Consider the following 14995-nt stretch of genomic DNA (forward strand, 5'->3'; position numbering starts at 1 on the left):
CCACACGAGACAGTGAGCGGTATGAGCGACACCCATTCGATCAGCGACGTCACGCCGGCCACCACATCGGCCGTGAGCGCCGCTCGCAAGACGGAAGCGCCGACACCAGTGCCCGACAAGAAAGCCTCAGGTACGGTCACCCGCCCGGGTGACCGCATCTTCTCGACGCTCGCCACCGGTTCCGGTGTCTTCGTCATCGTCCTGATCGCGGCGATCGGTGGGTTCCTCCTGTGGCGGGCGATCCCCTCGCTGCAGAACAACACCGTGAACTTCTTCACGTACAACGGGCAGTGGAGCACGTCGGACACGTCCGCCATGCTCTTCGGTGTCCGTGACCTGTTCCTGGTCACGGCCACGGTGTCGGTGGTGGCTCTGCTGATCGCCATGCCGGTGGCACTGGGCATCGCGATCTACCTGACGAACTACGCCCCGAAGCGTCTGGCGGGCCCGCTGGGCTACGTCATCGACCTGCTGGCCGCCGTGCCGTCCATCGTCTTCGGACTCTGGGGCCTGTACGTTCTCGCGCCGGTCATCTCGCCCGTCGCCGAGTGGCTCAACACGAACCTCGCGTGGTTCCCGCTCTTCGCCACCGGTTCCGTCTCCATCGCCGGCGGCGGCACCATCTTCACCGGTGCGATCGTGCTCGCCGTCATGATCCTGCCGATCATCGCCGCGGTCACCCGCGAGGTGTTCGTCCAGACGCCCCGTGGCCAGATCGAGGCTGCTCTCGCCCTCGGCGCCACTCGGTGGGAGGTCGTGCGCACCACGGTCATCCCGTTCGGCAAGTCCGGCTTCGTCAGCGGCTCGATGCTGGGCCTTGGCCGCGCGCTCGGCGAGACCATCGCGCTCTACATCATCATCCGCAGCACCCAGGAGACGTTCGGCTGGACGCTGTTCGACGGCGGCAACACCTTCGCGACGAAGATCGCACTGGCCGCGGGTGAGTTCAACAACCAGCTGCAGGCCGGTGCCTACATCGCCGCGGGCCTGGTGCTGTTCGTCCTCACCTTCGTCGTCAACGCCGGCGCCCGCGCCGCCATCGCTGGAAAGAAGGACTGACCCATGGCCGACACCACGTCCGGTGGAACCGCCACCATGGATCGCCCCGTCAAGGAGCCGACCTTCCAGGGTGTCAGTGCCCGTCGCAAGGCCTCCGACTCGATCGCGACGGTCCTCGTGTCCCTCGCGGTGCTCATTGCGCTCGTCCCACTGATCTGGGTTCTCTACACCGTCGTCTCCCGCGGTATCGGCGCCGTCGCGTCGGCCGACTGGTGGCAGTACTCGCAGGCGGGTGTCACCCCCTTCAAGGAAGGCGGCGGCGCGTACCACGCGATCGTCGGAACGCTGCTCCAGGGACTCTTCTGCGCGGTCATCTCCATCCCGATCGGCATCTTCGTCGCCATCTACCTCGTCGAGTACGGCGTGGGCACGCGGCTCGCGAAGGCCACGACGTTCATGGTCGACATCCTCACCGGTGTCCCGTCCATCGTCGCGGCGCTGTTCATCTACTCGCTGTGGATCGCGACGTTCGGCTTCGACCGGTCGGGTCTGGCTGTCTCGCTCGCACTGGTCCTGCTCATGATCCCCGTGATCGTGCGCTCGGCGGAGGAGATGCTGCGCATCGTTCCTCAGGACCTGCGCGAGGCGTCGTACGCGCTGGGTGTGCCGAAGTGGAAGACCATCGCCAAGATCGTCGTCCCGACGGCGCTCTCGGGCATCGTCACGGGCATCATGCTCGCTCTCGCCCGCGTCATGGGTGAGACGGCGCCGGTGCTGATCCTGGTCGGGTCCGCGACGGCCATCAACTTCAACCTGTTCGCCGGTCCGCAGACGTCGCTGCCGCTCATGATGGTCGACCTCCAGAAGGCCGGAACCGCTGCCCTCACCAGCGAGCGGATGTGGGGTGCCGCCCTCACCCTCATCCTCATCGTCGCGGTGCTGAACATCGGCGCGAAGCTGGTCTCCCGCTTCTTCGCTCCCAAGAACTTCTGACAGAAGGATCTCGACATGGCAAAACGACTCGATCTCAAGGACGTCAACATCTTCTACGGCAAGTTCCACGCCGTGTCGAACGTGACGCTCTCCGTTCCTCCTCGTAGCGTCACGGCCTTCATCGGACCGTCCGGCTGCGGCAAGTCCACGGTGCTCCGCTCGCTGAACCGCATGCACGAGGTCACCCCGGGTGCCCGTGTCGAGGGCTCGGTGCTGCTCGACGGCGAGGACATCTACGGTTCCGGCGTCGACCCGGTCGGCGTCCGCCGCACCATCGGCATGGTCTTCCAGCGTCCGAACCCGTTCCCGACCATGTCCATCCGCGACAACGTCGTGGCCGGCCTGAAGTTGCAGGGTGGCCGCAGCAAGAAGCAGCTGGACGAGGTCGCGGAGGAGTCGCTCAAGGGCGCGAACCTGTGGAACGAGGTCAAGGACCGCCTCGACAAGCCGGGCGGCGGTCTGTCCGGTGGTCAGCAGCAGCGTCTGTGCATCGCCCGCGCGATCGCGGTGCAGCCCGACGTCCTGCTCATGGACGAGCCCTGCTCGGCTCTCGACCCGATCTCGACGCTGGCGATCGAGGACCTGATCGGTGAGCTGAAGAAGGACTTCACCATCGTCATCGTCACGCACAACATGCAGCAGGCTGCACGTGTGAGCGACCAGACCGGCTTCTTCAACCTCGAGGCCACCGGCAAGCCCGGCAACCTGATCGAGATCGACGACACCGAGAAGATCTTCTCCAACCCGTCGCAGAAGGCCACCGAGGACTACATCTCCGGTCGCTTCGGCTAGACCGCAGCTCGCGCGTCCACACACGGAAAGGGCGCCCTCCCCGCGGGGAGGGCGCCCTTTCGTGCGTCCGGGTACCGAGTGGAAGAACTAGGACACGTGCTGCGCGGGAGGCGTCGGCAGGTCGCTGGGCAGGCTGCCGGTGACCAGGAAGATGACTCGGCGGCCCACCTCGACGGCGTGGTCGGCGAAGCGCTCGTAGAAGCGACCCAGCAGGGTCACGTCGACGGCTGCGGCGACGCCGTGCTTCCACTCCTTGTCCATGAGGACGCTGAACAGGTGGCGGTGCAGGTCGTCCATCGCCTCGTCCTCCTCACGGAGCTTCGCGGCGCGCTCGGGGTCGCGGGTCTCGAGCACCTCACGTGCGGAGGAGCCGAGAGCGACGGCGATGCGTCCCATCTCGGCGAAGTAACCGTTGACCTCCTCCGGCAGTGCGTGCTGGGGGTGGCGACGGCGCGCGATCTTGGCGACGTGCAGGGCGAGAGCGCCCATCCGGTCGATGTCGGCGACGATCTGGATACCGGAGACCACCGAGCGGAGGTCGCCGGCGACGGGTGCCTGGAGAGCCAGCAACGCGAAGGCGCGCTCCTCTGCCTGGGCACTGAGGTCGGTGATCTTGTCGTGCTCGCCGATCACCTGCTCGGCGATCCGGAGATCCGCCTGCAGCAGGGACTGCGTGGCGCGCTCCATCGCACTACCGGCCAGGGCGGCCATCTCGCCGAGCAGGTCGGCGAGTTCTGTCATCTGTTCGTTGTAAGCCACGCGCATGGCCCGATTTTACTCGGCCGTACGTGGGTACAGGGCATGCAGGCGGTGAACGGGCGGTGAATGCGGAGCAGCGATTCACACACAGGACTCGTCCGCCCCGTTCGTGACCGTCAGATCGCTGGGGAGCGCGACCTCCGTGGACGCTCCGGAGACCCCCGTCGCGAAGGTCGGTAGCAGGTCTCCGACGACGGTCGGCGGCATCAGGAAGCCCTGGAAATCAGTCCCCAGGACGACCTCGACGATGCCGCCCAGAGTCGGCGTCTCCTCGAGAACCGCTCCCGGAATGGTGCTGGCCACCGTCGACGCGTCCGCGATCGACCCGGCGCCGTACCGCACGACGGTCGCCGCGGCACCGGTGGTCTCGGCGTTGCCGGTCCCGACGACCTGGAAGCCGTAGGCCGCCAGTTCGTCCGCGGTGGTGGCGGCCAGTCCGCTGGTCTCAGAGGCGTTGGAGATCTGGACCGACACCAGCGAGGGGTCGACCGCGACCTGCGGTTCGGTGGTGACCGGCGGCGCGACCTCGGGGGTGGTCTCGGGTGCGCGTTCCTCACCGGGGAGCGGCTGGTCGTCGATGATCGCCTGGAAAATCGCCTTGATGTCGTCGGTGCGCGGGATCTCGTTGCCGTAGTCGGTGGTACCCGCGGTGGGGACGGTGAGGAACGTGACCGCGCCCGCCTCGACGCCGCGCAGCGACTTGCCGAGCGTCAGCAGATCCGATGTCTTCACGTTCTCGACGAACGTGTCGCGGGTGAACGCCGTGACGAAACCGTTGAGGGCGCCCGGGTCGAACAGCACGCGGTTGCTCAGCACGGAGCGCAGGAGCGAGGACAGGAAGAGTTGCTGACGTTTGATGCGTCCGTAGTCACCGGTGCCCTCGGCGTCCACCTTGCGGGCGCGCACGTAGTTGAGCGCGGTGCGTCCGTCGATGCGCTGTTCGCCCGCGGTGGCCAGGACCGTTCCCAGCTCCTCGTCGACCAGCGGAACCGGGGAACACACGTCCACCCCGCCGACCTCGTCGACCATCGACTCGAAGCCGGCGAAGTCGATACCCACGAAGTGGCCGATCCGCAGTCCGGAGATCTTCTGAATGATCTTGACCAGGCACTTGGGTCCACCGAGCGCGTAGGTCGCGTTGAGCTTGTCGCCGTCCGCGGCGGGATACATCTCGCCCGTGTAGTCACCGGTGGTGCTGTCCCAGCCCTCGCACTCGGGGCGTTCGACGTCGAGGTCGCGGGGGAACGACACGGCGACCACGCGACTGCGGTCGGCCGGGATGTTGATGAGCATGACGGTGTCGGACCGTGCACCCTCGGCATCGGCCACCGTGCCGGCGCCGATCTCACCACTGGCTCCGGCTCGGGTGTCCGTCCCGACGATGAGGTAGGTCTCGTCGCCGTACTGGCCGGGCGCGTCGACCACGTCGGTGGACTCGGTGTCCAGGGCCGCGACCTGCTCGAACCCGCGGTCGGTCGCCCGGAGATATCCCCACACGACACCGGTGATGACCAGGGCCAGGATCGAGACCATCGAGACGCCGACACGGCCGGCGACCCGCATCCGCTTGCGCTTGCGTGCCCTGCTGAGGGCGAGCCGCGTGAGCGTCGGGGGTGCGACGGGGCCGACCGCCTCGGGCGCCGGACGCTCTGCGGTGCGTCGCTCGTCCACGACGGGGGCGATCACCTCGGTGGGCGGCTCGGGATCCTCGCGAGGTGGAACCGGCGGGGACGGTGGAGGGCTCGACGCGACCGCTCGATCGTCCGCGCCGGAGGTCGGCGAGTCGTCGCGACCCGCTGCGCGTCCCCGGTTCGAACCGATGCGGGAGATCCGATCCACTACCTCGGCCACCGAGAGGCGTCGATCCTGGTCGTCGGACGAGGACGGCGGGGTCTGGTCGGGCTCGGGTCGATCCGCTGGCGGGCGCTGTTCCGGCGCGGGCTGCTCGGACGGGGGAGACGGTGTCTCGGGGTCGCGATCGGAGCGCGGCACTCGCGAGATGGGACGCTCCCAGGGGGCGCGTCGTCCGGGTGTGGGCGACCCCGGTTCGTTCTCGTCACCCACTGGTCGTTCCGTCTTTCTCTCGGGCGTCGAACAGTGGTCGACGGATCGACGCCATAGTACTGATCATCCGCCCGAGTGCATCAGATCGGCGCCCGCCGGCACCGCACAGTCGTCGGGATCGTCGAGCCAGCCGTCGGGCAGCGACACGGCGCCGGGGGAACCCTGGCGACCGCGGGGGCCCTCGGCGTCGGCCGGGAAGGGAACGGTCGGATCCAGGCGGGCCAGCAGCTCGTCGAGCTCTGCGAGTGTCGAGACGGTGGCCATGCGTACCCGCAGGTCCGAGCCGGCCGGGAATCCGCGCATGTACCAGGCGACGTGCTTGCGCATCTCCCGGAGCCCGCGGCCCTCGCCGTGGTGGTCGGACAGCAGTTCCGCGTGCCGACGCATGATGACGGCGACCTCGCCCAGCGTGGGCGGCGTCGGCGCAGTGGTGCCGCGCAGGGCGGCGGACAGTTCGGCGAACAGCCAGGGGCGTCCCAGGCAGCCGCGGCCGACGACCACGCCGTCGCAGCCGGTCTCGGCCATCATGCGGGCGGCGTCGGACGCGTCGAAGATGTCGCCGTTGCCCAGGACGGGGACGTCGCGGACGTGATCCTTGAGGCGCGCGATCTCGGACCAGTCGGCCGTACCGGAGTAACGCTGCGCCGCGGTGCGCGCATGGAGCGCGACGGCCGCAGCACCCTCGCCGGCGGCGATCCGTCCTGCGTCGAGGTGCGTGTGATGCTCGTCGTCGATGCCGATCCGAAACTTGACGGTCACCGGGATGTCGGTCCCCTCGGTGGCCTTCACCGCCGCGGCGACGATGCGTCCGAAGAGCGATCGCTTGTACGGCAGGGCGGCGCCGCCGCCCTTGCGCGTCACCTTGGGCACGGGGCAGCCGAAGTTCATGTCGATGTGGTCGGCCATGTTCTCGTCGACGATCATCTTCGCGGCGTCGTACGTCGTGTCCGGGTCCACGGTGTAGAGCTGCAACGAGCGAGGCGTCTCGGTCGGGCCGAACGTGGTCATGTGCAACGTGGCGGGCTGCCGCTCGACGAGGGCACGCGCGGTGACCATCTCGCAGACGTAGAGCCCGGAGGTGCTGCCCGTCAGCGTCTCCTCGAGCTCCCGACACAGCGTGCGGAACGCCACGTTGGTGACACCGGCCATCGGCGCGAGGACGACGGGACTACGCAGGGCGAGGGAACCGATCTGCAGAGTCATGGTTGATCACACACCAGACATGGTCGACGGGAAACAGCGATGTGCCCGGCATCCGCGGAACGGGTGCCGGGCACATCGAGGGTATCCGTCGGAACTGGCACTCGGCCACTCCGTGGTGCGGTGCGGGTCAGGATGCCTGCGCGGCCTGCCGCTTGGCAGCCTCGCGGGACAGCATGCGGTCGCGCTGCTCCTCGAACTTGAGAACGTCCTTCTCCAGCTTCTCGAGGAAGGCGGCGAGCTCCTCACGCGTCTGCTCGCCCTCGGCGGTGAAGTCGGTGCGATCGAAGATGTTCCACTTGCGCAGCACCGGCATGACGACGTCCTCGAGGTGCTGACGCAGATCGTAGATCCCGTGCTTGGCCATCAGCACGCCGTTGCGGCGGAAGTTGGGCATGCCGGCGCCGGGCATCTGGAAGTTCTGCACGATGTCGGCGATGGCACGCAGCGCCTGGTCGGGCGAGATGTCGAGCGCCGCACCGCACAGGTTGCGGTAGAAGATCATGTGCAGGTTCTCGTCGGCCGCGATGCGCTGGAGCATGCGGTCGGCGATGGGGTCGTTGCAGACCTTGCCCGTGTTGCGGTGGCTGACTCGCGTGGCCAGCTCCTGGAACGTCACGTACGAGACGGAGTGCAGGAAGCCCATCTGATCGTGGCCACCGGCAGCGGCCGAGGAGAAGCCGTTGGTCATGTGCTCGATGCGGGCCTGCTCGAGGGCGACGGGATCCACTCCGCGCGTGACCACCAGGTAGTCGCGCATGACGATGCCGTGGCGGTTCTCCTCGGCGGTCCACCGGCCCACCCAGGTGCCCCAGGCGCCGTCCTGCGAGAAGTTCTCCGCGATCTCGCGGTGGTACGACGGCAGGTTGTCCTCGGTGAGGAGGTTGGTGATCATGGCGGCCTTGGCCACCTCGTCGAGCCGAGACTGCTCGGGCGACCAGTCCTCGCCACCGAGCGCGGCGAAGTTACGCCCCTCGTCCCAGGGGACGTAGTCGTGGGGGTGCCACTCCTTCGCCATGGAGAGATGCCGGTTCAGATTCTCTTCCGCAACCGGCTGCAGCTCTCCGAGCAGCTCCAGTTGGGTCAGATCCCGTGCCATGCGTGTCCTCCAGAATGGTGTTCGGCTCACTGCTTCCGCGCGATGACCGCGCTGCCTCGTACTGTGAGGGCAGCCTACGGCACCGTAACTTCGATGTGAATTGCTTCGACGAGCCGCCGCGAGGGGTGCGTACCGTCCGGTAGACGTTCATCGAGCGGGGCGACAGTTCGTTACGCCCGCCCGCCGTCGACCCCGTCCAGTATATGCCGCGGGGTACGGGGTACAGGTGTTGTGACTTCTGCGAGAAACGAACTCGATGTACTGTGCGTCACTCGGAGTCGGTGGCAGGGGACAGATCACCGGAGCCACTGTGGCGACGGCCGTTGTCTGCCATTCTGTCTGCCGTGGCGCAACTGAGAACCGAGGGACACCGCGTTCTGGTCGTCGACCTGCACGGGGACAGCGTGCGGGCGGTCACCGGATCGATGATCGCGTACGAGGGCCAGGTGACCTTCCGGAACGCCGGGATGGGCGGTGGCGGTGGACTGCGCGCCGCTCTCAAGCAGAAGGTCACCGGCGAGTCGCTGTCCCTGATGGAGATGGCGGGGCAGGGAACGGTGCGGCTCGCGGTCGACGCGCAGCACGTCGTCGTCGTGCCGTTGGCGGGTGACGCACTCCACGTCGAATCGTCGCAGTTGCTCGCTCTGTCCGGCGGGCTGCGGTCCGATGTGGCCTTCGCCGGGCTCCGCGGCGCCTCGTCCGGGCAGGGCCTGTTCACGACGGTCGTCAGTGGACAGGGCGAGGTGGGGCTGCTGTCCGCGGGCGGACCGCTCATCGCGCTCGAGGTGTCACCGCAGTACCCGTTGGTGGTCGATCCGGACGCCTTCGTCGCGCACCGAGGTCAGGTGACACAGAGCTTCGTCACCGACGTCACGTGGCGGTCGGCCGTCGGCGGCGGGAGCGGCGAGGCCTTCTCCCTCCGCTTCGACGGCGCCGGTGTCGTCTACATCCAGCCGCAGGAGCGCTGACATGTTGGAACTCGTCAACAGCAAGGTCGTGAAGTCGACCGTCGCCCCGGGCTCGCCCACGCTCGCGCGCCGTGGATCCATGTTGTTCCACCAGGGCGACGTCCGCTTCGTCCCGCACACGATCGGCGGCGCGGGCGGCATGCCGGGGATGGGTGCAGTCGCGGGTATGGCCGGCCGGATGATGTCGGGCGAGCACGTCGCCATGATGGCCGCCGAGGGGTCCGGCACCGTGCACTACGGCCACGCCGGGCTGCACGTGTCCGTCATCGATCTCGACGGGACCGGTGTCCTCTCGGTCGAGGCGTCACGGTTGCTCGCACACAGTGGCGCACTCTCGACATCGGTCGTACCCCTGACGCAGCAGGGAGGGGTCCGCGGCGCGGTGCGCGGGGCGATGACCGGGCAGGGCATGTTCACGACACAGGTCGCCGGACGTGGGCAGGTGGCCGTGCTGGCCCACGGTGGGACGGTCGAGATCGAGGTGGGTCCGCACCGGCCGCAGGTGGTGGTCGATCCGCAGGCGTACGTGTGTCACCGCGGCACTCTCACCGTCGACATCTCGGCGAACGTCGGGTGGCGTGACGCCGTCGGACGCGGTTCGGGTGAAGCGGTGCAACTCGCTATCGGCGGCGCAGGGACCGTGTGGGTCCAGGCGTCCGAGCAGAAGTTCTGACGAGAGGGAATCGGACATGACCGACGTCGTGCACAACCCCCACACCCTGCCGGTGAACGACAACGTGCCGGGAAACGACTACGCCTTCTGCATCGAACTCGCGGGACAGCCGTGGTTCACGGCGAAGGGCGCGATGATCGCCTACTACGGGTCGGTGCAGTTCGAGCCTCTCGGGCGGACGTCGATGGCGGCCGTCGTGGCCTCACGCTTCTCGTCGCCGCTGTACGCGAACGACTGGGTGCTCGCGAGCGGACACGGCAAGGTGCTGCTCGGCGATCGCGGCTTCGACATCAACTCGTTCGATCTCGACGACGGCAACCTGACCATCCGGGCGTCGAACCTGCTGGCCTTCGAACCCGGCCTCGAGCTGAAGCAGTCCATCGTGCCCGGTTTTCTCACGCTGCTCGGCACCGGGAAGTTCCTCGCCTCGTCCAACGGTGCGGTCGTGTTCGCCGAACCGCCCGTTCGAGTGGATCCGCAGGCACTCGTCGGCTGGGCCGACTGCCCCGCTCCGTCCCACCACTTCGACGCGCAGTGGATGCAGAGCTTCCTGGGGGCGGCGCAGGGGATGCTCCTCGGAGCACAGACGGGGGAGGAGCGGCAGTTCGACTTCACCGGTGCGGGAACGGTCCTGATCCAGTCGTCCGAGAAGGTGGTGAGCGACGCTCATCTGCTCCGCCACATCGAGTCGGAGACCGTGGCGCTGGGTCAGAACGCGTTGCGCTCACTCCATCAGAGCATCGGGGCCCGGCTGAGCCAGAATTCCTGAGCGTCGACGGGTGTGGGGAAAGACGTTGTGCCCCCAGTAGGGCTCGAACCTACGACCTGCGGATTAAAAGTCCGTAGCTCTACCAACTGAGCTATAGGGGCAGTGCTCGACGAGTGTAATGGACCCCGGGCGGACGCTCTCGACCTGGCCTCGTGTCGAGAGTGACGCATTCACCATTCACCTATTCGCTATGAATCATCACCATTCTCGACGGTCGACATTCGGACGCGGGCCGGGGGAATGTCGGACAAACCGGTCATCGGAACGCACGACACGCTGGTGGGGCCGTCCGAACACGCCGGACGAACCCGCTCGAGCTCGATGTTTGCGGCCACGTCCGAGGGGATTCTCAGGTTTGTCGGCTACCCTTCACTCAGTATCAGGGCCCTTCAGGGTGTTCAATTTCGGAGGCAGCAGCGCAATGGCACAGCAGGAACGTGCTCGACGCACCCGGGCCGCGATCGTCGAGGCAGCCGCGTACGAGTTCAGCAAGCGTGGGTACACCGCGGCGTCGGTCAACACGATTCTCGAGGGATCACGCGCCACCAAGGGTGCGATGTACTTCCACTTCAGCTCCAAGGAAGAACTGGCTCGCGCCGTTCTGCAGACCGCGATGGAGAAGTACGTCGCGATCATGGACGTGGAGCGCCCGGACGGCGTCGACGCCCTCGAGTGGCTGCACAACCTCATCTTCCAGCTCGCCCGGTCCTTCGACGAGAACGTCGTCGTGCGTGCGGAGTTCCGTCTCGTGGTCGAGCCCGAGTTCCACGCGAGCATCCGCGAGGGAGCGGGCGCCGTGTGGGGTCGCACCGCCCACAAGCTCGCGGCCGAGGCGCACGAGACCGGTCTGCTGCGCCCCGACATCGATCCGCGCATGTTCACCCGCGTGCTGGTGACCTCGCTCGCCGGCCAGCGGTACATGGCCGATCTGACCGCCGAGGACACCGACCTGGTGGTGCTGTTCGAGGAGTCCCTCGAGGTTCTCCTGATGGCGATGGCGTCGCGGGAATGGCTCGACAAGTGGCGCGTCAACGGGTGGCCCCGAGTCGACGCTGTGAGCGTCGAAACATAGCCTCACCTGCGGATTTGTGAAATTCCGAAGCGGTGTCCTAAGCTATCCAAGCTCCCAACGGAACGCCGTTGGGGTACGGTCGGAGCGATTCGACGGGCCCCCTTCGTTTAGCGGCCTAGGACGCCGCCCTTTCAAGGCGGTAGCGCGGGTTCGAATCCCGTAGGGGGTACGTTTCAGCGAGTGACAACACTGGAGCGGGAGTGGTGAGAAGTAGGACGAAGATGCAGTAGGGTCTTCCACGCAGTACATGCTTCACAGCATGGCCCTGTGGCGCAGTTGGTTAGCGCGCCGCCCTGTCACGGCGGAGGTCGCGGGTTCGAGTCCCGTCAGGGTCGCAACACCTCAGAGGTCGCAATACCTCAGTGATGCGATGATCGTCAGCACCGAGTAGTACAGCATCACCGGTACCCGCGAGGGTGCCCACGGCCAGGTAGCTCAGTCGGTACGAGCGTCCGCCTGAAAAGCGGAAGGTCGCCGGTTCGATCCCGGCTCTGGCCACCGAGAATGGACACAGACTGGAACCACCTGCCCGCGCAGGTGGTTCTTCTCGTTTCCGGACCCGTCGTCCGAGGTCGCCGACGCCCGGGTGGTATCGATAGGGCATGACTGACATCGATGCTGACGTGATCGTGGTGGGGGCGGGTATCGCCGGTCTACGGTGCGCCGGAGCGCTGCGCCGGCGTGGATTCACGGTGCGGGTCGTGGAGGCGGGCGACGCCCCGGGGGGACGGATCCGCACCGACGTCGTGGACGGTTTCCGCTGTGATCGAGGCTTCCAGCTCCTCAACCCCTCCTACCCGGCCGTGAAGCGTCATGTCGACGTGTCCGCGCTCGATCTGCGGGTCGCCGGTCGCGGTGTGCGGATCGTCGACGACTCGGGGCGAGCGCACACGATCGCCGACCCGACACGGCACCCGGGCCTGCTGCTCGGGACGGTGCGGTCCGCGGCTCGCCTCGGCCTGCTGCACCCGGGCGCCGTCGTCGGTGCCGCGCGGTGGGCGTTGCCCGCTGTCGGACCGGTGCGCCGCCTGGCCGCGTCCCCCGACGCTGCACTCGCCGACGACTGGGACCGCGTCGGCCTACGCGGTCCGCTGCGCTCCGCACTGCTGGCTCCGTTTCTCAGCGGGGTCCTCGCCGACGGCGTGGGAGACACGTCGGACCGCTACGTCCGGCTCGTGCTCCGCAGCTTTCTTCTCGCGACACCCGGTGTGCCGAACCGCGGAATGCAGGCGTTCCCCGAGCAGCTCGCCCGCGATGCCGGGGTCGACATCGCGTACTCCTCGCGCGTCGAGCAGGTCACCGACGGCGCGGCACCCGCCGTGCGGATCGCCGACGGGTCGGTGCTGCAGGCCCGCGCGGTGGTGGTGGCGACGGACGCGCGAGGCGCGAACGAGCTGACGGACACCCGGACCTCTCCCATGCGCGGGTTGTCGACGTGGTGGTTCGAGGCCGACGCCGCGGAATCCGACGAGTTCCTCCGCATCTCGGGGACGGGCGGCGTGGTGGTCAACACCGCCGAGATGAGCTCCATCGCACCGGGATACGCGCCGCCCGGGAAGACCCTGGTGCAGGCGACCACGCTGCTGGACGACGCCGGTCCCGCCGCGGAGTCCGTCGTGCGCGCCGTTCTCGACCGGCTGTGGGGTCGGTCCACCGCGTCGTGGCGGGTGATCGTGCGTCACGACGTGCGGCGTGCGCTCCCGGTCCAGGCACCCGGGACGTCGCTCCGGCGATCGCTGCGGGTCGGTGACCGCGTGCTGCTCGCCGGCGACCATCGCGACACCCCGTCGATCCAGGGTGCTCTGGTGTCGGGTGGTCGCGCGGCCGCCGAGGTGGCGCGGCTGCTCGGCTGACGCGGCGTCCGGTTCTGGGCCGGAGCGATCTCCACGGAATCTTCACAACGTGTCCCCGAGACCCGCACATGGTGCCGTTACGGTCTGTTTCATGGATCGACGACGAATTCTGGTGGTCGAGGACGAACGGGCCCTGGCCGACGCGATCGCGGCACGGCTGCGGTCCGAGGGCTTCGACGTCGACCTCGCGTCGACCGGACCGGCCGCCGTGGAGACGGTGGCCCGCACGAACCCCGACCTGGTGGTCCTCGACGTGATGCTGCCCGGGTTCGACGGTCTCGAGGTGTGCCGACGCATCCAGTCCCGCCCCGAGGGCGCCGTCGCCGTCCTCATGCTCACGGCGCGGTCGGACGAGACGGACCAGCTGGTGGGCCTCGGGGTGGGTGCGGACGACTACATGTCCAAGCCGTTCTCGATGCGCACCCTGGTGGCCCGCGTGCACGCACTGCTGCGCCGGGTGGAACGCCATCCCGCGCCGACGCCGACCGTCGTGCACGAGTTCGACGACGTGCGGGTCGACGAGCACGCGCGGCGGGTCTTCCGTGACGGCGAGGAGGTCCACCTGACACGCACGGAATTCGATCTGCTGCTGTTCCTCGCCCGGCGGCCGGGCGCGGCCTTCGCGCGAGATCGACTGCTGTCGGACGTGTGGGGGTGGTCGCGCGACGACTCCATGACGTCGGTGCCGTCCCGCACGGTCGACAGCCACGTCAAGGCGTTGCGGCGCAAGCTGGGGTCCGACGTCGTGCGCACCGTCCACGGCGTCGGGTACGCGTTCCGGGCACGCGGATGATCCGCCCTCTCGACTCGCTGCGCTCGTTCAAGGTCAAGACCGGCCTGGTGGTGGTGATCGCGCTGTTCGCGGCGTCGGGCACCTTCTGGCTCGCGGCGCAGCAGCCGTTCCGGTACGCGCTGCTGCTCGCACTCGTCGTGGCTCTGGTGGTCACGCAGATCGTCGCGCACGGGATGACCTCGCCGCTGCGCGAGATGACCGCAGCCTCGCGAGCGATGGCGAACGGGGACTACACGCACCGGGTTCGTGCCACGTCGCGGGACGAGATCGGCCAGTTGGCCGTCGCGTTCAACACGATGTCGGCAGACCTCGCAGAGGCCGACCGCTACCGTCGGGAGCTGATCGGCAACGTCTCGCACGAACTCCGGACACCGATCGCGTCGCTGCAGGCCGTGCTCGAGAACATCGCCGACGGGGTGCAGGAGGCGACCCCGGCGACGGTGGGAGTCGCCCTCGAGCAGACCGAACGTCTGGCTCGGCTCGTCGACGACCTCCTGGATCTCTCGAAGCTCGAGGGTGGCGCACTCGGTCTGTCGCGCAGCACGTTCGACCTCCGTCAGTTCCTGACCAGCGTGGTCACCCAGAGCACGGCGACCCGGTTCTCGGTGTCGGTCGAGCCTCCCGGTGCGACGGTGACCGCCGACGAGGAACGGGTACGGCAGGTGATGGCCAATCTGGTCGAGAACGCCGTGCGCCATGGTCCGCCCGACGGTGCAGTGGCCGTGTCGGCCGTGGTGGGTGACGACACGGTGCGCATCGACGTGGTCGACGAGGGCGACGGGATCGCGCCGGCCGATCGCGCTCGGGTGTTCGACCGGTTCGTCCGCGGCGGGTCGACCGACGGCGGCACCGGCATCGGGCTCGCCATCGCTCGATGGGCCGCCGAGTTGCACGGCGGCACACTCGATGTGGTCGACGTCGGCGCCGGGTGTTGCTTCCGGCTCACTCTTCCCGTCTGACC

At 68.1% G+C, this 14995-nt stretch carries 14 protein-coding genes and 4 tRNA genes; 13 read left to right on the forward strand and 5 right to left on the reverse strand.

The genetic code is table 11. The features are described from left to right. The first annotated feature begins 21 nt into the window (after positions 1-21). Genes pstC through pstB form a run of 3 tightly spaced genes read left to right on the forward strand, consistent with a single transcriptional unit; the run spans position 22 to position 2784 of the window. Positions 22-1059, forward strand: a complete 1038-nt coding sequence (pstC, locus tag ASG69_RS01060; protein ID WP_056446771.1) for a phosphate ABC transporter permease subunit PstC — start codon at positions 22-24, stop codon at positions 1057-1059. Positions 1060-1062: 3 nt separating this feature from the next. Continuing rightward, entirely contained in the window at positions 1063-1992 is a 930-nt protein-coding gene (gene pstA / locus ASG69_RS01065; protein ID WP_027504267.1) for a phosphate ABC transporter permease PstA, read from the forward strand. 15 nt (positions 1993-2007) lie between these two features. Next, the gene (gene pstB, locus ASG69_RS01070) at positions 2008-2784 is read left to right on the forward strand and encodes a phosphate ABC transporter ATP-binding protein PstB (RefSeq protein WP_027504266.1); all 777 of its coding nucleotides are present in this window, start codon (positions 2008-2010) and stop codon (positions 2782-2784) included. Between the two features lie 87 nt (positions 2785-2871). Here the strand turns inward: pstB and phoU are convergent, their stop codons facing one another. The 4 genes from phoU to ASG69_RS01090 form a co-directional block, all read right to left on the reverse strand. Then, on the reverse strand, positions 2872-3549 hold the full coding sequence (gene phoU / locus ASG69_RS01075) for a phosphate signaling complex protein PhoU (RefSeq protein ID WP_027504265.1): 678 nt from the start codon (positions 3547-3549) through the stop codon (positions 2872-2874). A gap of 75 nt (positions 3550-3624) precedes the next feature. Further along, on the reverse strand, positions 3625-5607 hold the full coding sequence (locus tag ASG69_RS01080; protein WP_056446775.1) for an LCP family protein: 1983 nt from the start codon (positions 5605-5607) through the stop codon (positions 3625-3627). Between the two features lie 63 nt (positions 5608-5670). After that, positions 5671-6810, reverse strand: coding sequence for a tRNA dihydrouridine synthase DusB (gene dusB, locus ASG69_RS01085; RefSeq protein WP_056446780.1), 1140 nt, complete (start codon positions 6808-6810; stop codon positions 5671-5673). Between the two features lie 127 nt (positions 6811-6937). Further along, the gene (locus ASG69_RS01090; RefSeq protein ID WP_027504262.1) at positions 6938-7906 is read right to left on the reverse strand and encodes an acyl-ACP desaturase; all 969 of its coding nucleotides are present in this window, start codon (positions 7904-7906) and stop codon (positions 6938-6940) included. A 353-nt stretch (positions 7907-8259) separates the two neighbouring features. On the opposite strand from ASG69_RS01090, the gene ASG69_RS01095 reads away from it, so the two are divergent. Genes ASG69_RS01095 through ASG69_RS01105 form a run of 3 tightly spaced genes read left to right on the forward strand, consistent with a single transcriptional unit; the run spans position 8260 to position 10316 of the window. Further along, entirely contained in the window at positions 8260-8874 is a 615-nt protein-coding gene (locus ASG69_RS01095) for an AIM24 family protein (RefSeq protein WP_373425298.1), read from the forward strand. Position 8875: 1 nt separating this feature from the next. After that, on the forward strand, positions 8876-9547 hold the full coding sequence (locus tag ASG69_RS01100) for an AIM24 family protein (protein ID WP_056446783.1): 672 nt from the start codon (positions 8876-8878) through the stop codon (positions 9545-9547). A 16-nt stretch (positions 9548-9563) separates the two neighbouring features. Then, positions 9564-10316 carry an AIM24 family protein gene (locus tag ASG69_RS01105; protein ID WP_027504259.1) on the forward strand — a complete coding sequence of 251 codons (753 nt, stop codon included), beginning with the start codon at positions 9564-9566 and terminating at the stop codon, positions 10314-10316. Between the two features lie 28 nt (positions 10317-10344). Here ASG69_RS01105 and ASG69_RS01110 read toward each other — a convergent pair. Then, a tRNA-Lys gene (locus ASG69_RS01110) sits at positions 10345-10417 on the reverse strand. A gap of 320 nt (positions 10418-10737) precedes the next feature. On the opposite strand from ASG69_RS01110, the gene ASG69_RS01115 reads away from it, so the two are divergent. The 7 genes from ASG69_RS01115 to ASG69_RS01145 all read left to right on the forward strand — a co-directional run bounded on the left by ASG69_RS01115 (position 10738) and on the right by ASG69_RS01145 (position 14993). Next, on the forward strand, positions 10738-11388 hold the full coding sequence (locus ASG69_RS01115; protein ID WP_027504258.1) for a ScbR family autoregulator-binding transcription factor: 651 nt from the start codon (positions 10738-10740) through the stop codon (positions 11386-11388). A 96-nt stretch (positions 11389-11484) separates the two neighbouring features. Next, positions 11485-11557, forward strand: a tRNA-Glu gene (locus ASG69_RS01120). 92 nt (positions 11558-11649) lie between these two features. Next, positions 11650-11723, forward strand: a tRNA-Asp gene (locus ASG69_RS01125). Between the two features lie 89 nt (positions 11724-11812). Continuing rightward, positions 11813-11886, forward strand: a tRNA-Phe gene (locus ASG69_RS01130). A 104-nt stretch (positions 11887-11990) separates the two neighbouring features. After that, positions 11991-13241 carry an FAD-dependent oxidoreductase gene (locus ASG69_RS01135; protein WP_056446785.1) on the forward strand — a complete coding sequence of 417 codons (1251 nt, stop codon included), beginning with the start codon at positions 11991-11993 and terminating at the stop codon, positions 13239-13241. A 91-nt stretch (positions 13242-13332) separates the two neighbouring features. Continuing rightward, positions 13333-14034, forward strand: a complete 702-nt coding sequence (locus ASG69_RS01140) for a response regulator transcription factor (protein WP_056446788.1) — start codon at positions 13333-13335, stop codon at positions 14032-14034. Continuing rightward, on the forward strand, positions 14031-14993 hold the full coding sequence (locus ASG69_RS01145) for a HAMP domain-containing sensor histidine kinase (RefSeq protein WP_027504255.1): 963 nt from the start codon (positions 14031-14033) through the stop codon (positions 14991-14993). The genes ASG69_RS01140 and ASG69_RS01145 overlap by 4 nt, the downstream gene beginning before the upstream one ends. Positions 14994-14995 lie beyond the last annotated feature (2 nt).

It is taken from the genome of Rhodococcus sp. Leaf225, from assembly GCF_001426145.1.
In the GTDB taxonomy this organism is placed as follows: domain Bacteria; phylum Actinomycetota; class Actinomycetes; order Mycobacteriales; family Mycobacteriaceae; genus Rhodococcoides.

Excerpts from the sequence above, each read along its gene's own strand:
- pstC (WP_056446771.1), top strand. The coding sequence starts at position 22 with ATGAGCGACACCCATTCGATCAGCGACGTCACGCCGGCCACCACATCG.
- pstA (WP_027504267.1), top strand. The coding sequence starts at position 1,063 with ATGGCCGACACCACGTCCGGTGGAACCGCCACCATGGATCGCCCCGTC.
- pstB (WP_027504266.1), top strand. The coding sequence starts at position 2,008 with ATGGCAAAACGACTCGATCTCAAGGACGTCAACATCTTCTACGGCAAG.
- phoU (WP_027504265.1), bottom strand. The coding sequence starts at position 3,549 with ATGCGCGTGGCTTACAACGAACAGATGACAGAACTCGCCGACCTGCTC.
- dusB (WP_056446780.1), bottom strand. The coding sequence starts at position 6,810 with ATGACTCTGCAGATCGGTTCCCTCGCCCTGCGTAGTCCCGTCGTCCTC.
- ASG69_RS01090 (WP_027504262.1), bottom strand. The coding sequence starts at position 7,906 with ATGGCACGGGATCTGACCCAACTGGAGCTGCTCGGAGAGCTGCAGCCG.
- ASG69_RS01100 (WP_056446783.1), top strand. The coding sequence starts at position 8,876 with ATGTTGGAACTCGTCAACAGCAAGGTCGTGAAGTCGACCGTCGCCCCG.
- ASG69_RS01105 (WP_027504259.1), top strand. The coding sequence starts at position 9,564 with ATGACCGACGTCGTGCACAACCCCCACACCCTGCCGGTGAACGACAAC.
- ASG69_RS01115 (WP_027504258.1), top strand. The coding sequence starts at position 10,738 with ATGGCACAGCAGGAACGTGCTCGACGCACCCGGGCCGCGATCGTCGAG.
- ASG69_RS01135 (WP_056446785.1), top strand. The coding sequence starts at position 11,991 with ATGACTGACATCGATGCTGACGTGATCGTGGTGGGGGCGGGTATCGCC.
- ASG69_RS01140 (WP_056446788.1), top strand. The coding sequence starts at position 13,333 with ATGGATCGACGACGAATTCTGGTGGTCGAGGACGAACGGGCCCTGGCC.
- ASG69_RS01145 (WP_027504255.1), top strand. The coding sequence starts at position 14,031 with ATGATCCGCCCTCTCGACTCGCTGCGCTCGTTCAAGGTCAAGACCGGC.